At 62.6% G+C, this 25,309-nt stretch carries 28 protein-coding genes; 11 read left to right on the forward strand and 17 right to left on the reverse strand.

Annotation, left to right across the window (positions count from 1 at the left end; all coding sequences use genetic code 11):
• The first annotated feature begins 256 nt into the window (after positions 1–256).
• Positions 257–595 (forward strand): MmcQ/YjbR family DNA-binding protein, encoded by a 339-nt coding sequence (locus ASD63_RS21570; protein WP_034789357.1) that lies wholly within the window; start codon positions 257–259, stop codon positions 593–595.
• Between the two features lie 56 nt (positions 596–651).
• On the opposite strand, the gene ASD63_RS21575 is transcribed toward ASD63_RS21570, so the two are convergent.
• Positions 652–1,119, reverse strand: coding sequence for a YcgN family cysteine cluster protein (locus tag ASD63_RS21575; protein ID WP_034789489.1), 468 nt, complete (start codon positions 1,117–1,119; stop codon positions 652–654).
• Between the two features lie 152 nt (positions 1,120–1,271).
• Between ASD63_RS21575 and ASD63_RS21580 the strand changes: the two genes are divergently transcribed.
• The 3 genes from ASD63_RS21580 (at position 1,272) to ASD63_RS21590 (ending at position 4,770) form a co-directional block, all read left to right on the forward strand.
• Positions 1,272–3,488, forward strand: coding sequence for a transglycosylase domain-containing protein (locus tag ASD63_RS21580; RefSeq protein ID WP_060644838.1), 2,217 nt, complete (start codon positions 1,272–1,274; stop codon positions 3,486–3,488).
• Positions 3,489–3,644: 156 nt separating this feature from the next.
• Positions 3,645–4,232 carry a DUF1214 domain-containing protein gene (locus ASD63_RS21585; protein WP_034789353.1) on the forward strand — a complete coding sequence of 196 codons (588 nt, stop codon included), beginning with the start codon at positions 3,645–3,647 and terminating at the stop codon, positions 4,230–4,232.
• Positions 4,225–4,770: a membrane protein gene (locus ASD63_RS21590; protein ID WP_034789350.1), complete on the forward strand. Its 546-nt coding sequence runs from the start codon at positions 4,225–4,227 to the stop codon at positions 4,768–4,770. The genes ASD63_RS21585 and ASD63_RS21590 overlap by 8 nt, the downstream gene beginning before the upstream one ends.
• A 182-nt stretch (positions 4,771–4,952) precedes the next feature.
• On the opposite strand, the gene ASD63_RS35755 is transcribed toward ASD63_RS21590, so the two are convergent.
• The 3 genes from ASD63_RS35755 to ASD63_RS21600 form a co-directional block, all read right to left on the reverse strand.
• Positions 4,953–5,123: a hypothetical protein gene (locus ASD63_RS35755; RefSeq protein WP_164475067.1), complete on the reverse strand. Its 171-nt coding sequence runs from the start codon at positions 5,121–5,123 to the stop codon at positions 4,953–4,955.
• A gap of 322 nt (positions 5,124–5,445) precedes the next feature.
• Positions 5,446–5,727 carry a hypothetical protein gene (locus ASD63_RS21595; RefSeq protein WP_034789348.1) on the reverse strand — a complete coding sequence of 94 codons (282 nt, stop codon included), beginning with the start codon at positions 5,725–5,727 and terminating at the stop codon, positions 5,446–5,448.
• A 154-nt stretch (positions 5,728–5,881) separates the two neighbouring features.
• A complete protein-coding gene (locus tag ASD63_RS21600; protein WP_051659161.1) occupies positions 5,882–6,583 on the reverse strand; it encodes an SH3 domain-containing protein in 702 nt (233 codons plus the stop codon).
• Positions 6,584–6,877: 294 nt separating this feature from the next.
• Between ASD63_RS21600 and ASD63_RS21605 the strand changes: the two genes are divergently transcribed.
• On the forward strand, positions 6,878–7,951 hold the full coding sequence (locus ASD63_RS21605; protein ID WP_034789485.1) for a DUF2336 domain-containing protein: 1,074 nt from the start codon (positions 6,878–6,880) through the stop codon (positions 7,949–7,951).
• 62 nt (positions 7,952–8,013) lie between these two features.
• On the opposite strand, the gene ASD63_RS21610 is transcribed toward ASD63_RS21605, so the two are convergent.
• The 4 genes from ASD63_RS21610 to ASD63_RS21625 all read right to left on the reverse strand — a co-directional run bounded on the left by ASD63_RS21610 (position 8,014) and on the right by ASD63_RS21625 (position 11,941).
• Complete coding sequence (locus ASD63_RS21610) at positions 8,014–8,937, reverse strand: MerR family transcriptional regulator (RefSeq protein ID WP_034789346.1); 924 nt, start codon at positions 8,935–8,937, stop codon at positions 8,014–8,016.
• A gap of 65 nt (positions 8,938–9,002) precedes the next feature.
• Complete coding sequence (locus tag ASD63_RS21615; protein WP_034789344.1) at positions 9,003–9,362, reverse strand: DUF1491 family protein; 360 nt, start codon at positions 9,360–9,362, stop codon at positions 9,003–9,005.
• Positions 9,363–9,441: 79 nt separating this feature from the next.
• Entirely contained in the window at positions 9,442–10,404 is a 963-nt protein-coding gene (locus tag ASD63_RS21620) for a peptidoglycan-binding domain-containing protein (RefSeq protein WP_034789342.1), read from the reverse strand.
• Positions 10,376–11,941, reverse strand: coding sequence for a HAMP domain-containing sensor histidine kinase (locus tag ASD63_RS21625; protein WP_082572955.1), 1,566 nt, complete (start codon positions 11,939–11,941; stop codon positions 10,376–10,378). The genes ASD63_RS21620 and ASD63_RS21625 overlap by 29 nt, the downstream gene beginning before the upstream one ends.
• Positions 11,942–12,582: 641 nt before the next feature.
• Here ASD63_RS21625 and ASD63_RS21630 point away from each other — a divergent pair.
• From ASD63_RS21630 to ASD63_RS21640, 3 genes are all read left to right on the forward strand, one after another.
• Positions 12,583–13,029, forward strand: a complete 447-nt coding sequence (locus ASD63_RS21630; protein WP_034789484.1) for a DUF5330 domain-containing protein — start codon at positions 12,583–12,585, stop codon at positions 13,027–13,029.
• Between the two features lie 185 nt (positions 13,030–13,214).
• Positions 13,215–13,925, forward strand: coding sequence for a hypothetical protein (locus tag ASD63_RS21635; protein WP_034789338.1), 711 nt, complete (start codon positions 13,215–13,217; stop codon positions 13,923–13,925).
• Between the two features lie 174 nt (positions 13,926–14,099).
• Positions 14,100–14,522 carry a SufE family protein gene (locus ASD63_RS21640; protein WP_034789482.1) on the forward strand — a complete coding sequence of 141 codons (423 nt, stop codon included), beginning with the start codon at positions 14,100–14,102 and terminating at the stop codon, positions 14,520–14,522.
• A 132-nt stretch (positions 14,523–14,654) separates the two neighbouring features.
• On the opposite strand, the gene mucR is transcribed toward ASD63_RS21640, so the two are convergent.
• The 8 genes from mucR to ASD63_RS21680 all read right to left on the reverse strand — a co-directional run bounded on the left by mucR (position 14,655) and on the right by ASD63_RS21680 (position 21,420).
• Positions 14,655–15,086, reverse strand: a complete 432-nt coding sequence (gene mucR / locus ASD63_RS21645) for an exopolysaccharide biosynthesis transcriptional regulator MucR (protein ID WP_034789336.1) — start codon at positions 15,084–15,086, stop codon at positions 14,655–14,657.
• A gap of 401 nt (positions 15,087–15,487) precedes the next feature.
• Complete coding sequence (mnhG, locus tag ASD63_RS21650) at positions 15,488–15,847, reverse strand: monovalent cation/H(+) antiporter subunit G (RefSeq protein ID WP_034789334.1); 360 nt, start codon at positions 15,845–15,847, stop codon at positions 15,488–15,490.
• Positions 15,844–16,227 (reverse strand): cation:proton antiporter, encoded by a 384-nt coding sequence (locus ASD63_RS21655; RefSeq protein ID WP_034789332.1) that lies wholly within the window; start codon positions 16,225–16,227, stop codon positions 15,844–15,846. Before ASD63_RS21655 ends, mnhG begins: the two co-directional genes overlap by 4 nt.
• A complete protein-coding gene (locus tag ASD63_RS21660; RefSeq protein WP_034789330.1) occupies positions 16,224–16,700 on the reverse strand; it encodes a Na+/H+ antiporter subunit E in 477 nt (158 codons plus the stop codon). The genes ASD63_RS21655 and ASD63_RS21660 overlap by 4 nt, the downstream gene beginning before the upstream one ends.
• On the reverse strand, positions 16,697–18,259 hold the full coding sequence (locus ASD63_RS21665; RefSeq protein WP_034789329.1) for a Na+/H+ antiporter subunit D: 1,563 nt from the start codon (positions 18,257–18,259) through the stop codon (positions 16,697–16,699). The genes ASD63_RS21660 and ASD63_RS21665 overlap by 4 nt, the downstream gene beginning before the upstream one ends.
• 7 nt (positions 18,260–18,266) lie before the next feature.
• Complete coding sequence (locus ASD63_RS21670; RefSeq protein WP_034789327.1) at positions 18,267–18,644, reverse strand: Na+/H+ antiporter subunit C; 378 nt, start codon at positions 18,642–18,644, stop codon at positions 18,267–18,269.
• Positions 18,644–19,063: a Na(+)/H(+) antiporter subunit B gene (locus ASD63_RS21675; RefSeq protein WP_034789325.1), complete on the reverse strand. Its 420-nt coding sequence runs from the start codon at positions 19,061–19,063 to the stop codon at positions 18,644–18,646. The genes ASD63_RS21670 and ASD63_RS21675 overlap by 1 nt, the downstream gene beginning before the upstream one ends.
• On the reverse strand, positions 19,060–21,420 hold the full coding sequence (locus ASD63_RS21680; RefSeq protein WP_034789323.1) for a putative monovalent cation/H+ antiporter subunit A: 2,361 nt from the start codon (positions 21,418–21,420) through the stop codon (positions 19,060–19,062). Before ASD63_RS21680 ends, ASD63_RS21675 begins: the two co-directional genes overlap by 4 nt.
• Positions 21,421–21,843: 423 nt before the next feature.
• On the opposite strand from ASD63_RS21680, the gene ASD63_RS21685 reads away from it, so the two are divergent.
• The 3 genes from ASD63_RS21685 to ASD63_RS21695 all read left to right on the forward strand — a co-directional run bounded on the left by ASD63_RS21685 (position 21,844) and on the right by ASD63_RS21695 (position 24,561).
• Positions 21,844–23,436 carry an EAL domain-containing protein gene (locus tag ASD63_RS21685; protein WP_051659159.1) on the forward strand — a complete coding sequence of 531 codons (1,593 nt, stop codon included), beginning with the start codon at positions 21,844–21,846 and terminating at the stop codon, positions 23,434–23,436.
• A gap of 86 nt (positions 23,437–23,522) precedes the next feature.
• Entirely contained in the window at positions 23,523–23,930 is a 408-nt protein-coding gene (gene msrB, locus ASD63_RS21690) for a peptide-methionine (R)-S-oxide reductase MsrB (protein WP_034789321.1), read from the forward strand.
• A gap of 106 nt (positions 23,931–24,036) precedes the next feature.
• The gene (locus ASD63_RS21695) at positions 24,037–24,561 is read left to right on the forward strand and encodes a hypothetical protein (protein WP_051659158.1); all 525 of its coding nucleotides are present in this window, start codon (positions 24,037–24,039) and stop codon (positions 24,559–24,561) included.
• A 7-nt stretch (positions 24,562–24,568) separates the two neighbouring features.
• On the opposite strand, the gene ASD63_RS21700 is transcribed toward ASD63_RS21695, so the two are convergent.
• On the reverse strand, positions 24,569–25,225 hold the full coding sequence (locus tag ASD63_RS21700) for a hemolysin III family protein (RefSeq protein ID WP_034789319.1): 657 nt from the start codon (positions 25,223–25,225) through the stop codon (positions 24,569–24,571).
• Positions 25,226–25,309: the final 84 nt, after the last annotated feature.

Below are 25,309 nucleotides of genomic sequence, written 5' to 3' on the forward strand. Positions count from 1 at the left end.
TGTCGTCGGACAGCGCCTGTTTAAGGCGTTTTTCGACATTCCGTAGCGAACCGGCGGTGAGCCTACCACCGCCGGTCGCGGCGTTTCCGGCCCTATGCCGCAGGTGATCGACCACTGACCGCAAAAGCCATAAAGGCAGCCCGATCAGGCTCCGCCAGCGCCCTTCTCGAGCCCGCGCTTCAAGGACACCCCTTGCAATTTTTGTAGTGATTTTCAGCCTTTTTGCCATTCGGCAAAAGCATGTTAATCTTTCTTCATGCTGACGGAAGAGATCGAAAGACTCGCGCTGAGCCTGCCTGGAACGGAGGAAAATGCGCATTTCGGAACGCGAGATTTCCGCGTTGGGAAGCGTATTTTCATGAGCCTGCCGGAAGCCGGGCGCGCCGTTTTCAAGTTCACACCGGATCAGCAGCGCATGCTTCTGGAGATGGAACCCGGCGTCTGCGCCGCGGTGCCCGGCGGCTGGGGCGACCGTGGCTGGACCTCGCTCTATTTCGTCCAGGCCGACGAGGATCTCGTGCGGCAGTCGATGGAGACGGCGTGGCGCAACGTTGCGCCGAAGAGCCTCGTCAAGAAGAACGGCGGCAGCCATTAGAGGCGTCGCGGGCGACACACTGCCAAAACGATTCCGCCGCCTCGACTAACCCCTTGTCACTCCACGTTTTCCTGCCCCACTTCCAGCGGCCAGGTGACGAGATAATCCTCATAGTCGTCGACGTCGATGCCGTCTTCCGCAACGGTGCGGCCGCGGACGGAAATGCCCGCGGCGTGAACCGTTTCCGGATCGGCCGAAATCAACGGATGCCACCAGTAGAGATCGCGCCCTTCAGCCACCAGCCGGTAGCCGCAGGTCGGCGGCAGCCAGGTGATCTCGCGCACGGCCTTCGGCGTCAGCTGGATGCAGTCGGGCACGGTCGCCTGGCGGTTGGGATAGTCCTTGCAGCGACAGCTTTCGCCGTCGAGAAGCGTGCAGCGGATCGAGGTCCAGGCGATCTCGCCGGTGTCCCAATCCTCGAGCTTGTTGAGACAACAGAGGCCGCAGCCGTCACAGAGGCTTTCCCACTCGGTATCGGTCATGTCTTCAAGGCTTTTCGCCTTCCAGAAAGGCATTTCGCCCATCGTCATCACACTTTCGTCAAATCGCTCGCGATACAGAAATTTCGCAGAAAATTGCCGGTTTTTTAAGGCCGGCGGCGCGATATGCAAGTAGATTGGAATTTGACGCCGTGCAAATATTACATGGCGCCGGCATGATGCCGTAGAGCCTTCAGGTGGTTGAGACCGTGCGGGAACCGAGGAAAGACGATAATCGGCCGAAGAAACGGCACATCTTTCTCAGGATCGACTCCTGGATCGATTCCTCAGTCTGGAATGCCGGTTTCAAGCTGGGGCAATGGTGGGAAGACACTACCATCTTCTTCCGCCGCTTCCGCGCGACGGGCTGGAAAAAAGCCGTCTTCGAGGTGCTCGGCGAAGGCATGAACTGGGGCACTGTCGGTTCGGTGCTGATGCTGGCGCTCGCCCTTCCGGCCTTCGAGGAAACCAAGGGCAACTGGCGTGCCCAGAGCGATTTCGCCGTCACCTTCCTCGATCGTTACGGCAACGAGATCGGCCATCGTGGCATCATCCACGAAGATTCCGTACCGATCGACGAGCTGCCCGATCATCTGATCAAGGCGGTGCTGGCGACCGAAGACCGGCGCTTCTTCGACCATTGGGGCATCGACTTCCTCGGCCTTGCCCGCGCCATGACCGAAAATGCACGCGCCGGTGGAGTCGTCCAGGGCGGTTCGACACTGACGCAGCAGCTCGCCAAGAACCTCTTTCTGTCGAACGAGCGGACGATCGAGCGCAAGATCAAGGAAGCTTTCCTCGCCGTCTGGCTCGAATGCAACCTGTCGAAGAAGGAAATCCTCCGGCTCTATCTCGACCGCGCCTATATGGGCGGCGGCACCTTCGGTGCGGCAGCCGCGGCGCAGTTCTATTTCGGCAAGTCGATCACCGACGTGAGCCTTGCCGAGTCGGCGATGCTTGCCGGCCTCTTCAAGGCGCCAGCCCGCTACGCCCCGCACGTCAACCTGCCGGCCGCACGCGGACGCGCCAACGAGGTTCTGACCAACCTCGTCCAGGGCGGCCTGATGACCGAAGGCCAGGTGATCGCCGCACGCCTCAACCCGGCGACGGTCATCGACCGCGCCCAGGTGAAGGCGCCCGACTTCTTCCTCGACTGGGCTTTCGACGAAGTCCAGCGCATCGCCCGCCCCTTCGCGCAGCACTCGCTGATCGTGCGCACCACGATCGATATGGGCCTGCAGAATGCCGCTGAAGATTCAGTGGAATCGAGCCTGCGCCAATATGGCGAGAGCTTCCGCGTGAAGCAGGGTGCGCTGGTGATGGTCGAAAACGGCGGCGCCGTGCGGGCCATGGTCGGCGGCCGCGATTATGGCGAGAGCCAGTTCAACCGTGCGACACGAGCTCTGCGTCAACCGGGCTCTTCCTTCAAGGTCTATACCTACGCGGCAGCGATGGAAAAGGGCATGACGCCGGAAACGGTTGTCGTCGACGCGCCGATCACCTGGCGCGGATGGTCGCCACAGAATTATGGCCGCAGCTATGCCGGCCGCATCACCATCCTGACGGCCATCGCCAAGTCGATCAACACCATTCCCGTGCGCCTCGCCAAGGACAAGCTCGGCACTGACTTGATCGCCCAGACGGCCAAGGACATGGGCATCGAGACGCCGATCCGCACCGACAAGACCATGCCGCTCGGCACCTCGGAAGTAACCGTGCTCGACCAGGCGACGGCGTACGCGGTCTTCCCGGCCGGTGGCATGCAGTCACGCCGGCACGGGATCAGCCAGGTCCTCAACTATGACGGCGACATTCTCTACGATTTCGGACGCGACGAGCCGCCGGCGCGGCGCATCCTCTCCGAAACCGCCAATACGTCGATGAACTCCATGCTGACGCAGATCCCGGTCATCGGTACGGCGCGCAAGGCTGCGCTCGATAACGGCATCGTCGTCGGCGGCAAAACCGGCACAACACAGGCCTATCGCGACGCCTGGTTCGTGGGCTTCACCGGCGACTATACGACCGCGGTCTGGTTCGGCAACGACGACTACACCTCGACCAACAACATGACCGGCGGCTCGTTGCCGGCGATGACCTTCAAGCGGCTGATGGACTACGCCGAACAGGGCATCGAACACCGGACGATCCCGGGGATCACCGCGCCGACGGCGCCGGCGAAGCAGCCGCCGCAGGTGGCAACCGCGAAGCCGGACGAAAACGCGTTGCCGCCGCTGGTGCGGCCGCGCTCGCTTTCGACCGATGTCACCCGGCTGCTGCGCAGCATCGGCGAGACCTTCGAAAAGGCCCCCGCACTGAAGGCGCCCGAGAAGGCCGGCGGCAAGCTTGCCTCTCTCGGCGCGGATGAAGAATCACGGTCCGCACAGGCGACACCCGATGCCGCCAGCAACTGACGTTTCGGGCATGTCCACTCTTCTTCCGCTTCGCGAGTGCGGTGTCGGGTTCGGGACCGGCGATGCGGTCGCCGTTGCGCCGGGCGCGGATTTCGGCGACATAGGGTGTCAACGCGGCGGTGCTACGCTGCAGGACCATATCCGGTAGAGTCGCCCTTGTTTCGAATCCCCTTCCTCGTCGCGCTTACCCTTGCCATCGCCTTCGGCGGCGGCATCGCCTCGGCGGTATGGGCGTTGAAAGCGACCGTCGGCTTCGGCTCGATCGCGATCGGCCCCTGGGTCGCCTTTCCCGAGGCGCAGACGGCCAATGCCGACCCCTATGCCAAGGCACATCGGGCGCGCGCCGGCGAATTGCTCTATGGCGGCGCCGAAGGGCTGATGTTCAGTGCCCAGGTCGATAGCAAGGGCGAGAAGCTTCAGGCGGCCTGCTCCTATGATGTTGCGGGGCTGACACCGCAGGCCCGCTTCTGGACGCTTTACGCCGCAAATGCCGAAGGCCTGCCACTGAGGCCCGGCTCCGACCTCCCCTCGGCGCTCAATTCCTGGAGCGTTCTGCGTGGCGAAAACAGCAACTTCAGCATCCATGTGTCGCCGAATGCGAAGCCCGACAACTGGCTGGCCGTGCGCCACTCGGGCACGTTCCGGCTGGTGCTGACGCTGCTCGATACGCCGACGGCCGGCTCGTCCGGCCTGATCGATCTCGCCATGCCGGTTATCACCAAGACGGGTTGCGGCGATGCGTAGCGTGCTCTTCGCCACAATTCTCGGTCTGGTCGGCGCCGCCCTGCTGCACATCATCATCGTGCTGGCGCTGCCGCAGTTCACCGGCCGTGATGCCTATACCCGCATCCTCGGGCTTTTGGAGATGGACAGTTTCTTTGCGCTGACCAGCACACCAGGGCCGACTGGCCTTGCCAATGACGATCCTTATCTGAGAACCGCGGTCTGCAGCTTCTCGATCTCGGATGGACCGGCGCGTTTCCTCGCCAGCGGCAACGTGCCGTTCTGGTCGCTCGCCGTCTTCGACGGCAATTCGAACGAGGTCTTCAGCATGAACGACCACACGGCGGTCAACGGCAAACTGGACCTTGTCGTCGCAACGCCAATCCAGTTGGTCGAGTTGCGAAAATCTCCGCCACAGGCGCTTGCACAATCGATCATGGTCGAGATGAAGGAACAGGATGGCTTTGCCGTGCTGAGAGCGATGGCGCCGGTCGACAGCTTTGAAGAGCAGGTCCGGAACTTCCTTGCGGAATCGACCTGCGAACCGTTCCGTCGCTAGACCATCCGCTATGGTCGTCGAGCAACAGGGGCAAGCTAAGAAAATCCACGCCGAGATGCGCGGCGATGATTCGATGCCGCGTCGGGCGCAGCAGTGCATGGGGGATGAGCCCGCAGAACCGGGCAAGGACAGTGTCTTGAACGCGACCGTTTCGGTCGCCTAATACGCAGGAGTGCCGCGGCTCATTGCTTCTTGATGCGGCGTCCGTCTGGCGCTGTCGGCTGCGGGTCGCGATCGAGGCGCTCGTAGCGGATGCCGGTGAACAGCAGCACTTTCGCTCCACCCGAAATGGCCGGAGGCCGGTGCGGAGGTATACGAACCTTGCGGTCCTGAATTCTGATAACGTCTGCCATGCTCGTCTCCACAAAGTCTTGAGACGGATGAACTACCGTACAGATTTCACCCTGCCCTTCTCGGGCCAGCGCATTTTCCCAGATCTTTCCTGGACAGGCGCGCCTTTCTCGTTTGCTCCTTCTTCCGGTCGCCCGGATGTTGCTGTCCTGGTTCACGACGCGACCCGATGATACCGGGTCCACTTCGATTGAGCCACAGGTTGGTTAACAGATTACTAATAAACGATCTGCAACCCCAACCTGCGTTCAGTATGTCTGTCAAACGGCCCCGGCGATGTATCCAAGGTAACAACGGCAATCCGGGCGAAGACCCGCCTCGCCGCTAGCGCCGGGACATCAAACCGAACAGGAACGACACGCCCGCAACGGCAACCAGGGTCGACAGAGGCTCGTCGCGCACACGCTCGCGCACGCGCTCAGCCAGAAGATCCGCCTCGCCCTGCACAACCGCTTTCGTGCTCGTTCCGATCGCCGTGACCGCTTCCGTCAGGCGGGCGATTTCCGCGCGCAGCTCGGCGATCTGTGCGTCGACCTCGGCGCGGGCGTCCGATTCGGCTTCACTCACGGCAACTTTTTCCACCGCTTGCAGTTTCTTTTCGACCATTACAACGCTCCCTTGTCTGCGCGGGCTCAACGCGCCGGCTGGCGTTTGGTTCCGCCAAAAACCGTTGAAAGCAGGTTCGCGAAACGCAAAACGGGCGACCAGGGCCGCCCGTTTTTTTCCATCAGACAAGGCGCGCCGACGCCCCGTGTGCGGATCAGTTCTCGCAGTAGGGATCGTCGATCTGGCAGCGAACCATCGGAGCCGGACGGGCGCGCTCATAGACGGTGCCGTCGTCCTGCCGCACGCGCACGCCGTCGTCGCGGCGTTCCCAATCACGCCGATCCTCGCGTTCTGTCCGCTGACGGCGCCATTCGTCGTCGCGCCACTTGTCCTCGTCGCGCTGCCGGCGCTCCCAGTCGCGCTGATTGCTGCGCCGCTCACGCTCCCAGTCACGGCGCTCGCGCTCGCGCTGCCGCTCCCAATCGCGGCTATCACGCCGGTCATCGACCCAATCCGGTCCGCGGCGCCAGCGATCGCGTTCACGATAGAAATCGCGGCCGCGGTAGTTGCGGTCCCAATAGTTGTCGAACTGGAAGACAACCGTCGGAATGCCGAGCGGGCGATAATAACGCGGTTCGACATAGACGCGGTTGCGGCGATAGTCGGCCTGGACATAACGGCCGGCAACCCAGCCACGGCCGCCGTAGAACGACACGTCGCACCACGGCAGATCCGCAAGGCAGCCATGGATTTCGACTGATTCGCCCACCGGGATCATCGACACCGCCGGGTAGCGCGTGCTCGGACCGGAGCGCATGTTGACGTTGGCGGTAGCAAAGCCCTCGGCAGCCTGCGCAATCGCCGGAGCCACAAGGAGCGCGCAGACCGCCGCTGCGCGCAGAATAAATTTCTTCACAGTTCCATATCTCCCATGGAGAGGCCCCTCTTCACACGGCCCCCAACGTCGGCGGGCGTCCGGGCCCTTCACCGTCGCCGCGATAACTCATGACAGCATGTGGATTTTTTATGGCTACGGCCGCGGATGTCCCCGAGATTTGCCGTGCCGGCGCGGCGATCCGTAGGCGCTCCGCCCGCCCTGGGTGTGCCGCAAGCCTGAATAAAGCTCCAACATCCATAGTTAACAGTACGCTAACGCTTTTCTTCTAATTTTTGCGACGTGTGCCGTTCCGGATCGCCGGCAATGGCGATCATGTTTTGCGTGCAGGGAATTATCGTGACGGATCGCTTTCGTGAGTTGGAAAGGCCACAGACTGGCCGCTTGAAGGACGTCGTCCTGATGGCGACCGTCACCGGTTTCGAAAACCTGCGTTTTCCCCGCAAGTCCGACATGAAGCAATTTGCCGAACTGTTCGAGCCGCTCTTCCTTGGTTCCAGCAACGAAGCCCGCCGGCAGGCTGCAGCCGCCCTTTCGCAATGCCAGCAAGTTCCAGAGACAGTCGCAGCGCTGATCGGCGGTATGCCGATCGCCATCGCGGCAATTTTCCTGACCCGTTCGAAGGCGATCGCGGACCGGACGCTGATAACGATCATCCGTGAGCGCGGGCCGGAACATGCCGCCGCCATTGGCCGCCGCCCGAACCTCTCTCCGCTCGTCGTCGATGCGCTCGTCGAACATCACAACCCGCCGGGACTGGCAGCGCGCAGCAGCGCCGTGAAAGCGGCAGCAGCAGAGCAAGCGAGCCAGGAAGACGAAGCCGCTTCATTGCGTACAGCGCGCGAAGAGGCGCTTCGCCGCGAGATCAAGGCGCTCGCTGGCGCCCGTCCGCAAAATATTCCACAGACGCCGTCGTCCGCGACGATGACAGACGTACATGCCGCTCTGCTCGTGCGTTTTGCGAGGAGCGGCGAAATCATCCTGTTCTCGCGTGTCCTCGGTCAGGCGCTCGGCACCAGGGATGCGCAGGTCGAGCGCATCCTGCTCGATATTTCCGGACAGCTGCTGGCAACGAGCCTGGTCGCACTCGACGTCGATGTGGCCGATGCCGGCTTCGTGCTTCAGGCCCTCTATCCACATCTTCGCGAGCCCTTTGGCGAAACCAGCCATGCCGGCGCCTTGATTGGCGCCATGGACCGCACCGCCTGTCGCGCGCAGCTCGATGCCTGGCTCGAGGCGGAAGCCGAAGACGCGGCGCCCGCGGCAAGGCACGAAGCCTATTTTGCCGAAAATACTGCAAACGACACGCGCCACGTCGGCCCGCGCAAAGTTGCAGCAACGTCCGTCAACGGCCAGCCGCAGCGACTATTTGGCCGCCGCCGCAGCTGACACATGCTGCCGTTCACGCGGGCATGTCTCGCAACTTCAGCGATGGAGCCGACCTCCCCGCCCTAGAAAAGCTGCTTCATCGCGTCGATGATCCAGCTCCACTCGCGACCGGTCGGAGCCTGCGGCGCCTGCCCCTGCAACACCGCCATCAATTCCTGGTAACGCGCCGAACGGGCGTGGTGCTTGCGGTACTGTTCGAGCTGCCAATCCAGGAAAACCTGATCCGGAGCCCGCTTCATCGCCCTTGCCGACTGCGCCAGCCAGTCGGCAGCGATCTCTCTGCCGAGGGCCGACTGGGGCCCCAGGCCATGGTCGATCGCCGCTCTCACCCGCGCAAAGGTGGCATCGGCGGCTTGAGCGTAGGCGGCGGGATCGAACTCCTGCGTCCACAGGTCCGACATGTGGGCGCGCATCTCGGCGGCATAGGCCTTGTCCGACAGCATCTCCATCAGTTCCGCCCAGGCGTCGACCTGTTCGGCTGTCGGGTCGTCCGGCAGGTCCGGCGTACCGGCATCCATCATTTTCGTCTTCCACGCCGCATCCATCGGCGCGCCGCCGGCGACGTCATCATAGAAACGCTCGAGCGCGGCACGAAATTCCGTCTTTGAAATCCTGGTCACGGTCCACAATCTCCTGAGATCCGTTGGGGAGGGTTCATGGATCCTCAAAGCCATTCTCAAGGCCGTGGCGATCCGGCGCTTTGACCGGATTTCCGTTTCGAGCGTTCGAAGCCGCAAAGCCAGAACGTCGGTAAACGAGGTTCGGTTGGCCAGGATCTTGCGGATGTCCGCGAGGCTCACGCCCGCTTCACGCAGGGCAAGAACGAGGTCCAGCCGCGCCAGGTCGGCCCCGGAATACATGCGGTAACCGCTCTCCGTCCGTGTGGACGGTGGCAGCAACCCCTTGTCCGAGTAAAACCGAAGCCGCCTGACCGGTACGCCGCTCAGCTTCGAAACTTCGCCTATCGAAAAGATTTGATCGTCCATAAACGCGTCCTACGGCCTCCACCAAGTGGAGAGTCAAGCAGGTCGGCGCATTCGGCAAGACGGCGTCAGGGCCGGCCTTTTCCATCTTCGGCAACGACCTCGAACAGATCGCCGCGGTCGTCCAGCTCGATCTCCACGATCCAGCAATCCGGATCGAAGCGGATCTCGCTTGCAAGCGCCGCGTCGACCTGCTCGGCGTCGCTGTCGCTGAGCCGCACTTCGAACTTGCGGCCGAGATCAATCTCGTCGGCGAAGAAATTCTGCGGCGCCGGGGCAAAGAGCGTCTCGGTGCCCAAACGCGTCCGCTGGCGAATGAAGATCGCGCCGGCGTCCTCTGCTCCCTTGCGCAGCACCGCGGCATAGCCGCCAAGCGAAAACGCACGACGCAGCAGGGACGAGACGAAGATGTGGGACTTCAGGCGCATGGGAGGCTGATACACGCGCGGAGCGAAGGAGGCAAACCACAGCTGAGCGACGACAGGCGCGTGGCGTGCATTAAATGCGTCAGAGCGCGCCGATTTCCTTGAGCTTCTTCAGCACCTGGGGATTGGGTTCGCCGGTCTGTGGCAGGCGGTAGTGCTTTTCGAAGTGGCGAATGGCTGCCCGCGTCTGTTCTCCGGCAACACCGTCGACCGCCACGTCCGCATAGGCGAGGTTGCTGAGACCCTTCTGGATGTTCAGCACCAGTTCGCTCGATACCGGAATTTCCGCGCGCGGAACGAAGGTGCTTTCCTTCTCGGCCGAGCGGATGGCCGCAGCGACCGGATCGATTTCCACGCCCCCGCCCTTCGTTTCGGAAAGCGGCCGTCCAGCCGGAACCGCGGCGGCCTTTTCAGCCGGTGCAGACTTCAAGGCCTGCAGCAGCTCGACGCTCGCCGCGCCGGTTCCCGTGCGACCCGCCCGCTCCTCGAACCTCAGGATCGCGGCTGCCGTGCGCGGACCGCTCCGTCCATCCGGCGCGCCGTCATAAAGGCCGATCCGGCCCAATTCCTTCTGGATCTCGGAGACAAGCTTCGACTGCGCCGGATCCGGCACGCTCGCGACCCGTTCGGGCGACGGCTTTTCCGACGCGACGTCCGCGGAGGCAGACGCGATCACATCCTCGACGTTTTCAGCCTTTGCCTCACCCTCGCGCTCGATAACGAAGGTGGTCACCTTTCGCGGCTCGATCTCCTCGCCCTTGGCGATGGCGATTCGCTGCGCCGTTTCGGCGCTGACGAGCGGGACGCGGGTGCGCAACAGCGGCGACGGGTGCGTGCCGTGCTGATACCACATGGCATTGGCCGCAACGAAGGAGAACACGACGAGGAAGGCGGCCGAGCCACCAGACACCAACGGATGGCGCGCCATCAGACGACCGGCAAGCCCAGCACCCCGTCCGGCAAGGACCAGCCCGCGCACGGCCAGGCCGGGCGTTTGCCGCGCAACCTTTTTCCGGTCAGGCTGTTTTCGCTTGCGCGGTGCCATATCCCCGTTCCTCGTTCAAGCTTTTCCCCTCGAACCGCCCCCCTTCGGCGGCCGGGGCGACATCACAATCCTTCAGGCGCGGTGGAAATTCCACCGTCACCGGCGTACGCGCTTCTTCCTGCTCCGCGCAGGCGATACCGGAGCCATCACGCGGCAGCGTGACGACGATGACGGTACCCTCGCCTTCGCGGCTACGGATGGAAAGCTCTCCGCCGTGCAACGCAACCAGACCCTTGACCAGCGAGAGGCCAAGGCCGGTGCCTTCGTAGCGGCGAGTATAATCGTTCTGGATCTGGACAAAAGGTTGACCAAGCAGCGCCAGCTTGTCGGCCGCAATCCCGATGCCGGTATCGCTGACGGAAAGCTTCAGCATCGCGCCGTCGGCCTCCGCATCGATCGTGACGACGCCGCCCTGATCGGTGAACTTGATGGCATTGCCGACCAGATTGATGAGGATCTGCTGGAAGGCGCGCTGGTCTGCGTTGATCTCGCCGATGCCGCGGGTGATGCGGCTTGCAAGCTTCACGCCCTTTTCCGTGGCCTGGTGCGACAACATCGCCTCGCAGGCGGAAACGGCTTCGGCCACACCGAAGGGCTCGGGCATCAGCTCGTAGCGACCGGCTTCGATCTTGCTCATGTCGAGCATGGTGTTGACGACGGAAAGCAGGTGCTCGCCGGACTTATGGATCAGGCCCACATATTCGCGCTGGCGATCGTTCTCGAGCTTGCCGAAATACTCGCCGGCAAGCACGTCGGAAAAGCCGAGAATGGCATTGAGCGGCGTGCGCAGTTCATGGCTGACGGCGGCAAGGAAGCGCGTCTTGGCATCGTTTGCCGATACCGCCTCGGCTGTTCTGGCCGCAGCTTCGGCGCGCAGGCCCGCTTCTTGCGAGACATCACGCGACTGAGCGAGGATCGCGACCAGCCGGCCATTGTCGTCGCGCAGCGGCGCCAGCTCACAGGACATATAGACAAACTGTTCGCCTTCGATCGGCAGCGTGCGCCGCTCGATGCGGATGTCGACCGTCGCCCGGTCGCCGCCCTGGCGAAGAATGTCGATCGCGCTCAGGAAGGTGATGCGATCGGATATGTGGATCTGCTCGATGAAACCCCGGCCCGCTGGATCGCGCATCAGGGTCAGATGCTCGGCCGCGTCGCGGCCGTGCACGGAAAGCACGTTGCCGCGCAGATCATGCACAGTCACCAGACCCGCAAAGAGGTCATAGGCGGCAGACAGATCCGGAACGACCGGCTCCAATGGCGGTGCCACATCTTCCGGCGCGCGGCCGCGAACAATCGCGCCGGCAGCCGCAAGCAGCGAGGCCGAGGCCCAAAGAGCGGTGCCCAAAGGAAGAGCCGAAGACACGGGCATGGCGAGCGACAGGGCAAGCGGCACCACCGGCAGGGCCGTCAGGGAAACCGCTGCCAGCGTGCGCAAACGCTTCGCATGGCGGAGATCGGCCGGCGAAGACGCCTCACGACGGGGAAGCCACAGGGCCGCGACCTCGTCCACACGGGACGTCCATCTGCCAGCCATGTTACGCAATACGCTCACGCTTTACCCTGCTACATTTGTTGTTCTTGCGAGGCCGACGCTCTCTGTTTTCACGACCCTTTGGATCGAGACTCAAGCCGCCTCGTGACATGTCGGAATCTCGCATCCCCGGCTTAATGAAAGAATAAACGCGGCCGTGCCGGAACCGTGCGAAACGGTCGAAAAATCCCGTTTTGAGCCAAATCGGGCGACCTTCATTTCTTGTGGTTAATGGGGCGTAAGCAACGGATTTCTGTGCATTTTCTGCACTGTGTTAACGATTGTGGCGCGGCTTTTGGCGTGCGATTGCCGCTGCGTTCGGGGTTGCCGCGCCCGGCTCTGCCACGAACCTTAACGGCGAACGCTAAAATGCGACACAAATGCCCTGCAAATCGCCGGACACCGGCATTTCATTAAAATTTGAAGCAAATGCCGCTCGATTTCGAAAAGCCGTCTTGTGATTCCCGCCGTAATGTCGATCTCAACAAGGGGCCGGGCACCAAGAGAACGCCGGCAGGCTCCAAGGATTAGAAGGTGGCGTGAACGGGTATCAGGGGATACCACGGCGCTGCGGGATGTCGAAGGTGCAAAAGCCGGCTACAAGACTGGCGGGCCGCGGCAGCCGAACGAAGGATGGGCAGAACATGTGGTTTCTCATCAAGGCGACATTCTGGTTTTCGCTGGTACTGGTGTTGCTGCCGTTCCTCGACCCTTCGAGCGCGCAGAAACTCGAACACGCCCCGAAAGTAGAACTCGGCGACACCTTCTCTGCTGCCAATGAGGCGTTCCAATACATCAGCGCCATCTGCATCCAGAAGCCGGATGTCTGCCAGAAGGGTGCCGAAACCTTCGTTGCCCTCGGCCACCGAGCCCGCGAAGGCGCCCGCATCGCCTACGAATTCCTCGACACACAGTTTGCCGAAACCGATGCCACGACGCCGGATGCCAAGGTGACGACCGGTACGGTCACGCCGGCTGCCGACGTGGCAGCTCCGGCGAGCGAGGTCAGCACCCTCGACGCCGAACCCGTCTTCAAGCGCACCCCGGTTCCGGAAAAGCGCCTCGACCCCAAGGCTGCCGTTATCCAGTGACCGCGCCGCATCCTGCACATTCCTGACTTACTGCCTGACTTGCCGTCCCGTTGCGGCCGCCGCGAGGATCCCATCCCCTCGCGGCGTTTTCTTTTTTGCACCCGCAACCGCTGATTTTCTCGCCGCACAGCCACACGCAAGCCCTGCCTGCTTAGGTCCGCCGCACCGACGGCTGGAGGCAGACAATGCAGATTTATGGGCTTTTCTCGAACGCCAGCGTGACACGCCCGGCGGCGTCCGGCGCCGCCCCCGGCGCAGTTGGCGAAAGCAAGAGCCCTGCCTCGACCGCCCTGCTTCTTGGCCGCGATGACGAAAGTGCTGCGAACCGCGCCGCTGCCGCTAAAAAGAAGCTCGACGAAGTCAAGGAGCAGCTCCGCATGCTCCGGTTCTTCGCATCGGACCCGGAAACGCTTGCAAGGCTCGCCAAGCAGCTTGCACAACAGCTCGGCACGGCCGCCCAGCAGCTGGCCGACGCCGGCGGCGGGGGAGCGGCAAGCGGCGTCGCATCCGCCTCGGCCGCAGCCGTGCTTGCCGATGCCGGCACCGTGCAGGCAGATGCGTCCAGCGCGCAAACCGATGCCCCCGTGGCCGGCGGTGAGGCTGAGCCCTCTTCGGAACGGACAAGCTTTGCCGAGCGTGCCTATCGCGAATTCGGCGGGGATGACGGCGGCTCCGATCCCCTGGCGAAGGTGGCAGCCGAACTCAAATCCGTTGCCGAACAAGTGAAGCAACTGCTGCGCAAGGCGGAGCAGGAATTACGCGCCAAGGGATCCGGCCGCGATGCGGATGAGGCCCGGACCGCCGGCCAGTCGCTTTCGGCCGCCACCGGCAATATCGAGGGCGCTGGCGGCAACGTGACCTTTTCAATCAGTATCCCGACAAGCATCTCGGTCTGACCAAGAGATAGGTGCTCCGCATCCGTCGTATATTTGCCGGTTCTCAATGGCTCTGCCATCGCCTATATGAAGGCTGAAAGCCCGAGCGCGTGAAAGCGGCGGGCAAGAACAGGAATGAAAGTGTTCGCGGCAAGGACCCGCGAGCCTATAATCTCCCGACGAATGGACCGGACCATGACGACGCTCGACCAGATCATCGACGATTTCGCCTTTCTTGAAGAATGGGAGGATCGCTATCGCTATGTGATCGAGCTCGGCAAAGCGCTGCCGGAAATGCCCGAGGCCAAGCGCACGCAGGAAAACAAGGTTCAGGGTTGTGCCAGCCAAGTCTGGCTCGTCACCAATGCGGCCGGCAATCCCGAGGATCCCGTCCTTAATTTCGAGGGCGAGTCCGACGCCCATATCGTGCGCGGGCTCGTCGCCATCGTGCTTGCCATCTACTCCGGCAAACATGCCTCCGACATCGCCCGGATCGATGCGATCGACACCTTCGGCAAGATCGGCCTGATCGAGCATCTGTCGACCCAGCGCGCCAACGGTCTGCGCTCGATGATCCGCCGCATCAAGAACGAGGCGGAGCTTCGCCTGGCGGCTTGAACAGCGCGGGGCCGGACGCACGACCTTCTCCATTGCCATCGAAACACAAAGGCCGGACACTCTGGTCCGGCCTTTGTGAACATGCCCATATCCGTCATGCGCGGGGCAATTGGGCCCGCGGGACGACCAGTCTTACTTGCCGCGACGCTTGCGGCGCTGGCCGAGACCCATTTCCTTGGCGAGGCGCGAACGTGCTTCCGCATAGGCGGGCGCGACCATCGGGTAATCGGTCGGCAGGTCCCACTTCTCGCGGTATTCTTCCGGCGACAGATTGTGGTGGGTCATCAGGTGGCGCTTCAGCGACTTGAAGGTGCCGCCGCATTCGAGGCAGGTGATCTGGTCGTCCTGAACGGACTTGCGGACCGATACGGCCGGCTTCGGCTTTTCGACGGGGATGACGACCGGCGCGGGAGCCGCCGTGTTGTTCAGCGCCGAATGCACATCTGCGATCAGCGTGGAAAGCTCGGCGACCGGAACCACATGATTGCTGACGTAAGCGGCAACGATTTCCGCCGTCAGCTCAACCAGAAGTTCATGGCTCGCGCCAAGCGCTGTTTCAGTCATTTCTTTCTCCTATCGGACTTAAGCACAACCCGAAACGGCGTTTCGGGGGAGGAACGCTTGCAAGAGCCGTCAGGAAGCCTTGGCTGCCTTGGGATGGACCATCAACGCGGCAAGGAGAAACACCGGCCGCGATATCAAGAGCTGGAATTTGATTACAAAACCTGCTGCCGAGTCACCGGTGACGACCGAACTCTCAAAGCAACAATCAGCATTCACAACTCAAGCTGGAATTTCAGATCAAAGTATTTTCCACGACGACACTTTACATTTACTCGATTAACATCGATGCGCGAAAAATCCAAACATAAATTTAGCGACACTTAGCAAGTTTATCTCCAAATTGCTAAAATGGCCACACTCGATCGTAATGTTCTGAAATACAGTTTCAGAACTGTCGTCGATCAGTCGCGACGCGGCTCTTCCTTTTGCGGAAGCTGATCTATGACAGACAGCTTTGTCAGCCTGTAACCTACCTGATGTGCGGCTTTTGCCAGGAGATGAGCCGAGATCGGCGCAGTCAGAACGAAGAAAAAGAAGCCTGCGAGCGCGCGAATCAAGATGGCTGGATCGAGAGAATGCACGCCTGCGGCCAGAAGCAACAGGCCCGATCCGATCGTGCCGGCCTTGGAGGCCGCATGCATGCGCGTATAGAGATCGGGGAAACGGATGATGCCGATCGCCGCCAGCAGCGAAAAGATCGCGCCGACAACCAACAGAACGGCGACCAGCAGGGTGACGGCAATCTCGAGGACCGGGCTCATCGGCGCGCCCCCTTGCGCTTGCGCTGCGTCGATTTGCCTCTCGTCGCCGACGCGCGTTTGACCTGCACTCCGCCCCCTTCGACAGCCGCCCTCTCCGGCGACAGGCCGCGCGCGAGGACGAAGCGGGCAAAGGCGACCGTTGCCAGGAAACCGACAAGGCCGAGCGCGATGGCTATGTCGATGTAAAGGTTGAAGCCGGTGCGGATGGCAACGACAGCGATGAGGCCGATGGCGATCGCCACCAGCATATCGAGGCCGAGCACCCGATCCGGCAATGTCGGGCCGCGGATGATGCGCCAGACCGTTATCAGAAGCGCTGCGGACAGGACGACAAACGCAAAGCCGGTGGCAAGGGCGAGAATCTGCGCCGACAGGGTCATTCGAAAGCCTCCTTGATCCGGCGCTCGAAGCCATTGGCGATATCGCGCCTGAGGCCACCCGGATCGGCGCAGTCGAGCGCATGAACATAGAGCGTGCGGCGGTCGTCGGAGACGTCGACCGACAGCGTTCCCGGCGTCAGCGTGATGAGATTGGCCAGCAGCGCGATTTCGAAGTCGCTCTTGACCGTCAGCGGATAGGCGAAGATGCCGGGCTTCAACACCATCTTCGGCTGAATGACCAGCAAGGCGACCTTGGTCGCCGAAATTGCCAGTTCCTTGAAGAACAGCGCCGTCAGCAGGAAAAGCTTGATCGGGCGCACAGGGTAGGCAACCGGCTGAAGCTCGCGCCGGATGAGAAAGAGCGACAGTGCTCCGACGGCAAAACCGAGGATCAGGTTGGCCGGCGAGAAGCTGGCGCTGATGGCGCCCCAGATCGCCGTGAACACGAGATTGATGGTCAGGAACTTGGTCACGGGGCACCTCCCGGGAAGACCGAGTCCAGGTAGGCCGACGGCTCGGAAAGGCCCGCCGCTGCACTCTGAACCATGGCAAGCAACGGCTCCGGATAAAGACCGATCGCGAGCGCCAGCACAGTCAAGGCTGCAAGCGGCAGAAGTGCCGTCGGCGCGATCGTCGCAGACGCAGCGCCGCCCTCACCAGAGGCCGCATCACGCCAATAGGCGAGCAGGAAGAAGCGGCCGGTGACGATGGTCGTCAGGAAGCCGGTCAGAAGCAGGACCGCCGCCAGCCACCAGGCGCCGATATCGAGCGCCGCCTTGACCAGCATCACCTTGGGCCAGAAGCCGGAGAACGGCGGCAGGCCGGAGACGGCGAAGGCAAGCATGAGCGTCAGCGCCGCGAAACCGGCATGGCGGCGATAGAGGCCCGCCAGAGAGACAAGCGAGAAGCTGCCGCCGAGCCTCGCCGCGACACCGGACGCGAGATAAAGCGCGGTCATGACGAGCATCGAATGCAGCGCGTAGAAGATCGCGCCGCCGATGCCGCCCGGGCCGCCGACAGCGACACCCGCAAGGATCGAGCCGATGCCGGAGACGACGAGATAGCCGAGCATGCGGCGGAAATCCGTCTGCGCCAACGCGCCCAGAACGCCGACGAGCATCGTCAGCGCGCCGGCAATGGCGATGACGAAGCTCAGTTCTTCGCGCTCGACCGGCAGCAGCATGACGGTAACGCGGATCAAGGCGTAGATCCCGACCTTGGTAAGCAGACCGGCAAAGAGCGCCGACACGACCACGCGCGGCGTATGATAGGACGCCGGCAGCCAGAAGTTCACCGGAAAGGCAGCAGCCTTCATGCCGAAGGCAAGCACGAACAGCGCCGTCAGCGTCATCAGCGGCGCCGTACCCGCGAGCCCCTCGGCCTTGCGGGCAATGTCGGCCATGTTGAGCGTGCCGAAGCTCGCATAGAGATAGCCGGTCGTGATCAGGAACAGGGTCGTCGCGACCAGGTTGAGGAAGCCGTATTTCACCGCTCCGTCGATCTGTTCGCGTTCGGAGCCGAGCACGATCAGGCCGAAGGACGAGATCAGCAACACCTCGAACCAGACATAGAGATTGAAGATATCGCCGGTCAGAAAGGCGCCGGAGACGCCGGCCATCAGCAGCATCAGGAACGGATAGAAGCCGTAGCGCCGGCCGCTGTCGTTGATGTCGGCGAGCGAATAGATGCCGCCGGCAAGCGCCACGACGGAGGCCGTCAAAGCAAAGAGCGCGCCGGTCAGGTCGACGGTGAAGGCGATGCCGAAAGGCGGCAGCCAGCGCCCCATGACCATCGTTACCGGTCCGCTTGCAAGGACATGGCGAAGTAGGAGCGCGTCGATGATGACGAGCCCGGCCAGGCCGGCAACCGCGATGTAGGGATGCCAATCAATTTTCCGGCGCAGCATCACGAGCAGCGCGCCGATTGCGAGGCACCAGGCAACTGGCAGGATGACCAGCCAGTCGGCAGACGCGACGGGCTCGAGCACGAGCGCGGCGGAGAGATCTGCGGGGGGAGAGGTTGTAGCGGCCATGGGTCGGTCAGTATCCAAGCGGCGCGGCCGGCTCGTCCTTCGGCTCGGCAACGCGCATCTCGTCGGTATTGTCGGTTTGCAGCTGCTCGTATGCCCGCCACGCAAGAACCAGCAGGAACGCGAAAAAGGAGAAGGAGATGACGATCGCCGTCAGGATCAGCGCCTGCGGCAGGGCGTTGGCGGCGGGGCCGACGAGCGCATCCTTTTGGCTGGGAACGACCGGCGGGATGCCACGCGTGAGCCTGCCACCGGTAAAGATCAGGAGGTTGACGGCATTTCCGAGGATGGCAACGCCAAGCAGCACCCGGATGACATACTTCGACAGGAGCAGATAGACGGCGACCGTGAAGAAGATGCCGACGAGCAGAGCGAACCAGGCTTCCATCATTCGCCTCCCCGCTCTTCGAGCGAAAGCGCAATCGAACTGATCGCGCCGACGACCACGAGATAAACGCCGCAATCAAACAGCATCACCGTCGAGAGCGGTACTTCCAGGCCGAGCACCGAGGGATAGACCCACAGGCCGGTCATGAAGGGAACGCGGGCGGCGATCGAGATCAGGCCGGCGACCGTCGCGGCCAGGAGGCCTGCCCCGGCAATCGCCATCGGGTGGAAATAGATCGCGCGGCGCACCGTCTCGACACCGCAGGCGATGCCGTAGATCGCCAGCGCAGACACCGCGATCAAGCCGCCGATGAAACCGCCGCCCGGCTCGTTGTGGCCGCGCAACAGGACGAAGATCGAAAACAGCACCATGAGGCTCGTCAGGAACGGCGCGACGGCGCGGAAAATCACCGACTTCATGCGCCTTCCTCCGCATCCGGATCGTTATCGGCGACGCGTCGAAGCGAACCCGCCCTCAAGCGAACCAAGGACAGGATCGCAAGACCCGTGACCATCACCACTGCGATCTCGCCCAGCGTGTCCGTGCCGCGGAAATCGACGATGATGACGTTCACCACATTGGCGCCGTGGGCGATCGACTTCGAGTAGAGATTGAAGAAGTCGGTGAGCGTCGCATCGAAGGGTACACCCGTCACCTTCAACAGCATCAGCCCGAAGCCGAGACCGCAGGCAAGGGCGATCGCGACATCCGGGATTTTTTGCGCAAGCGGACGATGGTCCGATGGTGACAACCGGAGCCGCGTCATCACAAGCGCAAGGACGACGACCGAAAGCGTCTCGATCATGAACTGGGTGAAGGCCAGATCCGGCGCGCCATAGAGCAGGAAGATGACCGCGACGGCAAAGCCCTGGATGCCGAGCGAAACGATGGCGGTCAACCGGTCGGCAGCAAGCACCACCGCGATGAGGCCGATGACCGCGATCGCCATGATCGCCAATTCATGCAGCGGCACGTCGGCGGCAAAGAGCGGCGGGCGCGGGAACTCGCCATAGGCGATCGGCACGACCAAAAGCACGAAGGCAATGAGGATGAAGGTCGCGGTCATGTAGACTTCGAGGCGCCCGGATTGCAGCCGGCGGGTCAGTGCGACGGAGAAACGAACGAGCCCGCGGATGAACTGGTCGAAGCCACGATCCGGACCCCAGCCGATATCGGCAAGGATCGTCGCCATGAAGGCACGCACACGGTCTAGCTTCAGATAAAAGCCGATGCCGATGACTGCGGTCACGATCGACATGATCAAGGGCAAGCCGACGTGAGGAACGACCGAAATCGTGACCGCACGGGGTTCGCCCGCGATCGCCGACGCCATCGGCGTCGATACCAGTTCATGCGTCAGTCCGGAAAGCAGCGCCGCGGAGAGCCCCTTGGCGGCAAGCAGCGCCGGCCCGAGCCAGAGCAAGATCGGAGCCTCGTGGGCCGCCTTCGGCGTCTCGATCTTTGCACCGACGAACGGCTTGAGCGCGACGGCAAAGGCCACCGCGAACATCAGTGCATTGCCGAGGATCGCAATCGCGGCAAAGACCAGGGAACGGCGATCGAAGCCTGAGAGTGCGTAGTAGATCTCCTCCTTGGCGATGAAGCCGAAGAAGGGAAACAGTCCGCCCATCGAGAATGCCGCGGCAAGCGCTATGACGAAGGTGAGCGGCATGGCGGAGCGAAGTCCCCCGAGCCTCGTCGCGTCGCGCGTGCCGGTCTCGTGGTCGATGATGCCGGCGACCATGAACAGGGCGCCTTTGAACAGCGAATGGGCGACAAGATAGAGCACCGCCGCTTCGATCGCGTGGGGTGCGCCAAGCCCTGTCAGCATGACCAGCAGGCCGAGGGACGCCATCGTCGTGTAGGCGAGCATCAACTTCAGGTCAGTCTGGCGGCAGGCGAGCGCCGCGCCGATGACGAGTGTGGCGCCGCCGAAGAGCGGCAAAAGGATCTGCCATTCAGGTGTGCCGCCGAGCACCGGGTTCAGCCGCATCAGGAGATAGACACCGGCCTTCACCATGGTCGCCGAATGCAGATAGGCCGAGACGGGCGTCGGGGCTTCCATCGCGTTCGGCAGCCAGAAATGGAAGGGGAACTGGGCCGACTTGGTAAAGGCGCCGCCAAGTACCAGGAGCAGCGCCGCCAGATAGAACGGGCTTTCGCGCATCTCCGGCCCGAAGGCAGACAGCAGCGAGAGTTGGGTGACGCCGCTGACATTCCAGATGATCAGCAGTCCGGCAAGCAGGAACAGGCCCCCGCCTCCGGTTACGACCAGCGCCTGCAGGGCTGCGCGCCTTGCCGCCTCGCGCGAATGATCGAAGCCGATCAGCAGGAACGAGGTGATCGAGGTCAGTTCCCAGAATACAAAGAGCATCAGGAAGCTGTCGGAGACGACGACCCCGAGCATCGAGCCCATGAACATCAGGATGAAGGAAAAGAACCGCCCCTGCTGCGGGTGGCCTTTCAGATAGCCGCCGGAATAGAGCACGATCAGCGCGCCGATGCCGGCAATCAGCAGGACAAATGTGAGCGACAGGCCGTCGATCAGCCAGGAAAAGCTGACGTTGAACGAGGGTATCCAGGCATAGCCGCCCGTAACCACCTCGCCCTTGGCGACTTCCGGCCAGAAACGGATAAAGTGCAGCACGATCGCCAAGGGAAACAGCGCAAGCACCCAGGCGGCGTTGTGCCCGAGAAGACGTGTCAGAAGCGGCGCGAGCAATGCCGCGACGAAAGGCAGTGCGAGGGCCAGAAATGTCAGGGCCGCAACATCCATCGTCCTGGCCTGCTCCTTTTATTTCATCGTATGATCGATCGGACTCCCGACATAAAAGAAGGGTGTTGGGGTCTCAAGCCTTATCCGGATAAAATCGGCGTTATATATCCGTCAGCTCGGCCGGACGAACCGAAGCGGAAGCCTTGCATTACCAGATTCGCGCGATTTACGCGGTGTCCGCCAACAACAATTAAAATGCTGTTAGCAAAATATTCATCGGGCGGCGGGGGATAGATCGAACATTCTGGAAACGGAACTGCAAGACGTGATAGTTGTATTTGCAGACTTTCTCAATTCAGAGCGAACCGACCAGAAGCCTCCGCCGGCAGACCTTGCAACGGCTCAGAAGCGGTTGCCCGCTTCAGTATCGATAACGACAGGCACGGAACAGAACATCACTATCTCGAATAGGGCGGGACCCGCTTGGAACGATCTCGCATAGTCGTCATCGCCAGTATCCTGGCCGCCCTCGGCGCGATCCTGCCGATGCTTGCGGCCTACTATCTTTCCTGGTCGATCGCCGTGCGCGGCGAACAGGCCCGGCTCGCCCGCCTGGCCGACTATGCCATCATGCGCGCAGACGCCGCGCTCGGAGAAGCGTCCCGGGCGCTGAAGACGGCCGACCGGTTCGATATGCCGCCATGCATGGCCACGCATATCGCAGCCTTGCGCTCCCTCGTCGTCAACACGACCGCCATCGAGGATATCGGCTACTTCGAGAACGGGTTGCTCAGATGCACCTCGTGGGGTTACCCGCCGCGTCGGCTCACCCGCTCGCCGCCTGCCGATTTCTTTGCGAGCAACGGCGTCGAAGTCATCCCGCGGATGTATCCGACGATCAGCACCGGCGCGCCCATGACGGCGTTCCGGTATCGCTCCTACACGGTGCTGACCAACCCGGTCCGGTTCGTCGACGTGATCGCCGAGCCCGGCACCCGGCTTGCAGTCGCCACCAAAAACGGCGTGCTGGTCAGCACCCTCAACGATCCTGACCCGTCGCTGACGGAACGGCTCGCCGATCTTCCGAAGACCGGCAGCAACGCCGACGACCTTTTTGCAACATCACGGGACGCAAACTGGATCGCCGTTGCCACTGCGCCCAGCATCGCCATTCTAAGCGACATGGATCGGGAACGCCTGCTGCTCTTACCAGGCGGAGCGCTGGTCGCGGCGCTGATGGTCGGGCTTGTCGTCTGGCTATCCCGGCGTCGTCTGTCGCCGCTTGGCGAGCTTTCGATTGCCGTGCAGCGGCGCGAGTTCATCGTCCACTACCAGCCGCTGATCGAGCTCAAGACCGGCATCTGCGTCGGTGCGGAGGCCCTGGTGCGATGGCGGCGACCGGATGGGCAGATGGTCCGGCCAGATCTCTTCATCCCTCTTGCGGAAGAAAACGGACTGATCGAGGAAATCACCGATCAGGTCCTCTATGCGACGGTCGCCGAATTGAAGAGCGTGCTCGTCGCCGACCGCTCGCTGCACATCGCGATCAACCTCGCCGCCGACGACCTGAAATCCGGGCGCATCCTGCCGGTGATCGAGACGGCGCTTCGAAACACCGGCGTGCTTACAGAACAGATCTGGCTGGAGGCAACCGAACGCGGCTTCATGGACGTCAAATCCGCCCGGGCGACGATCGAGGAGGCGCGCCGGCGTGGCCACTCCGTGGCCATCGACGACTTCGGCACCGGCTATTCGAGCCTGCAATACCTGCAGGAGCTACCGCTCGATGCGCTGAAGATCGACAAGTCGTTCATCGATACTGTCGGCACCGATTCGGCCACCAGCTCGATCACGCCGCATATCATCGACATCGCCAAATCGCTCGATCTCTACATCGTCGCCGAGGGGATCGAGCGGCAGGAACAGGCCGACTATCTCATCGAGCGCGGCGTGCAGTACGGCCAGGGCTGGCTGTTCTCCAAGGCGCTGCCGGCGGCCGAGTTCATCGCCTTCTACAATGACAGCAAACGCAGACTCGGGGCCGGGCCGGCGGTGATCCGCCGCGAAATCGCTTGAGGCCCCTTCACGCGGACGCGGCCTGGTGATGTTTGCGCGCGCGGTCCTGCATTCCTATATAGTCGCGGCAACGACAGGAGACGTTCATGACGACCGTAAAGACGCCGAAAGTGGTGAAAACCGATGCGGAATGGCGGGCACAGCTCTCGCCGGAGCAGTATCGCATCACGCGACAGCAGGGCACCGAGCGTCCGTTCACTGGTCCGTTCCTCAACAACAAACAGACGGGCACCTACGAATGCGTCTGTTGCGGCCGGGCGTTGTTCCGCTCCGACACCAAGTTCGATTCCGGTTGCGGTTGGCCGAGCTACTTCGCTGCGGTCGACGATCAGGCGATCCGCGAGATCGAGGACCGCTCCCACTTCATGGTGCGCACGGAAATCCGCTGCGCCGATTGCGATGCGCATCTCGGCCACGTCTTTCCCGACGGCCCGCCGCCGACGGGGCTGCGCTACTGCCTGAACGGCCATGCGATGACGTTTACCGAGGATTGACACCGGGGCGCGGAAGGAGTGGCATGGGATGCTGTTCCGCCGGGAACGGTCCCATGGCGCCAGCCGCGCTAGAAGCAATAGATCGAGCAAGCGAGAGGAGGTCCGCATGCTACGCATCCTGACAGCACTCGCATTGCTGCTTCCCTCCGCCCTCACAGCGGCGGCGGCCGAAGACTGGGTTCCCTACGCCAACGCCCGCTTTGGCTACGTGCTCGACATTCCTCCCGGTTTCGAGCTGCAGAGCCGGGGCGACAATGGCGATGGCGCGAGTTTTCACGCCAACGACAACGGCGCGACCCTTTCGGTCTTTGGCAGCACGCTCATGGACGGTGACTTCGAGACCGACGTCAACGACCGCATGGGCTACGAGCGGGAGGGTGACTGGCGGATTTCCTATTCGCGTGTGACGGCCGCCTGGGCGAGTTTCTCGGGCGCGCGCGGTGACGAAGTATTCTACACCCGCGCGATCGCGCTCTGTGACGGCAGCGCCGCCTATTTCCGCCTGCAGTACCGCAAGACCCGGCTCACCAGCTTCGATGGCGTGATTTCGCGCATGGCAGAGGCGTTGAGACCTTCAGAAGGTTGCCAGCATCCACCGGTCGCCGCGGCCGCCGGCGAAGCGCCAAACTGATCGCCGCTCAGGACGCGGCGCTGAAACAGGTCAGCACGGCCGAATAGTGTACCGCCGCTCCGGTTACGACGAAGCCATGCCAGATGGCGTTCTGGAAGCGCAGCTTTTCCCACACATGGAAGATCACGCCGGCAGAATAGATGATGCCGCCGATCAGGATCAGCACAAGCGTCGTTGCCGTCAGCGCCGACAGCAGCGGGCCGACCGCGAGCACGCCGCTCCATCCCATGGCGAGATAGAGCAGGATCGCCAGCCGGTCGAAGCGGCCCGGGAAGAAGCACTTGATGGCGACGCCCAGGCCGGCGATCGCCCAGATGCCGATCAGCATCACGAACAGGAAGGGATCATCGAGGCCGCGCTGCAGGAAGGGCGTATAGGTCGCGGCGATCAAGACGAAGATCGAGGAATGGTCGAAGCGGCGCAGGAACCACTTGGTGCGTGAAACCGGATAGAGGTTGTAAAGAAACGAGATCGAGAGGGTCGCGAGCAGCCCCGCGCCATAGACGGCGGCGGCCGCGAGTTGACCGGTCGTGCTCCACACCGTTGCGTAGAAGATCAGCGCGGTCACGCCAACCAAGGCAGCCGCCAGGCCGATGCCGTGAACGATGCCGTCGGCAATCAGTTCCGAACGGTCATAGTTCCATTTGACGCCTGCGAATTCCACGTCTTCCCTCTCCCCGAGCCTTTTCTTCTCCGGCGGCGCGCATGCCCCGTCGCACCGCAACGTTTCCACCATCCTGCCACAAGG

The organism is Ensifer sp. Root558 (assembly GCF_001427045.1).
Taxonomy (GTDB): domain Bacteria; phylum Pseudomonadota; class Alphaproteobacteria; order Rhizobiales; family Rhizobiaceae; genus Ensifer; species Ensifer adhaerens.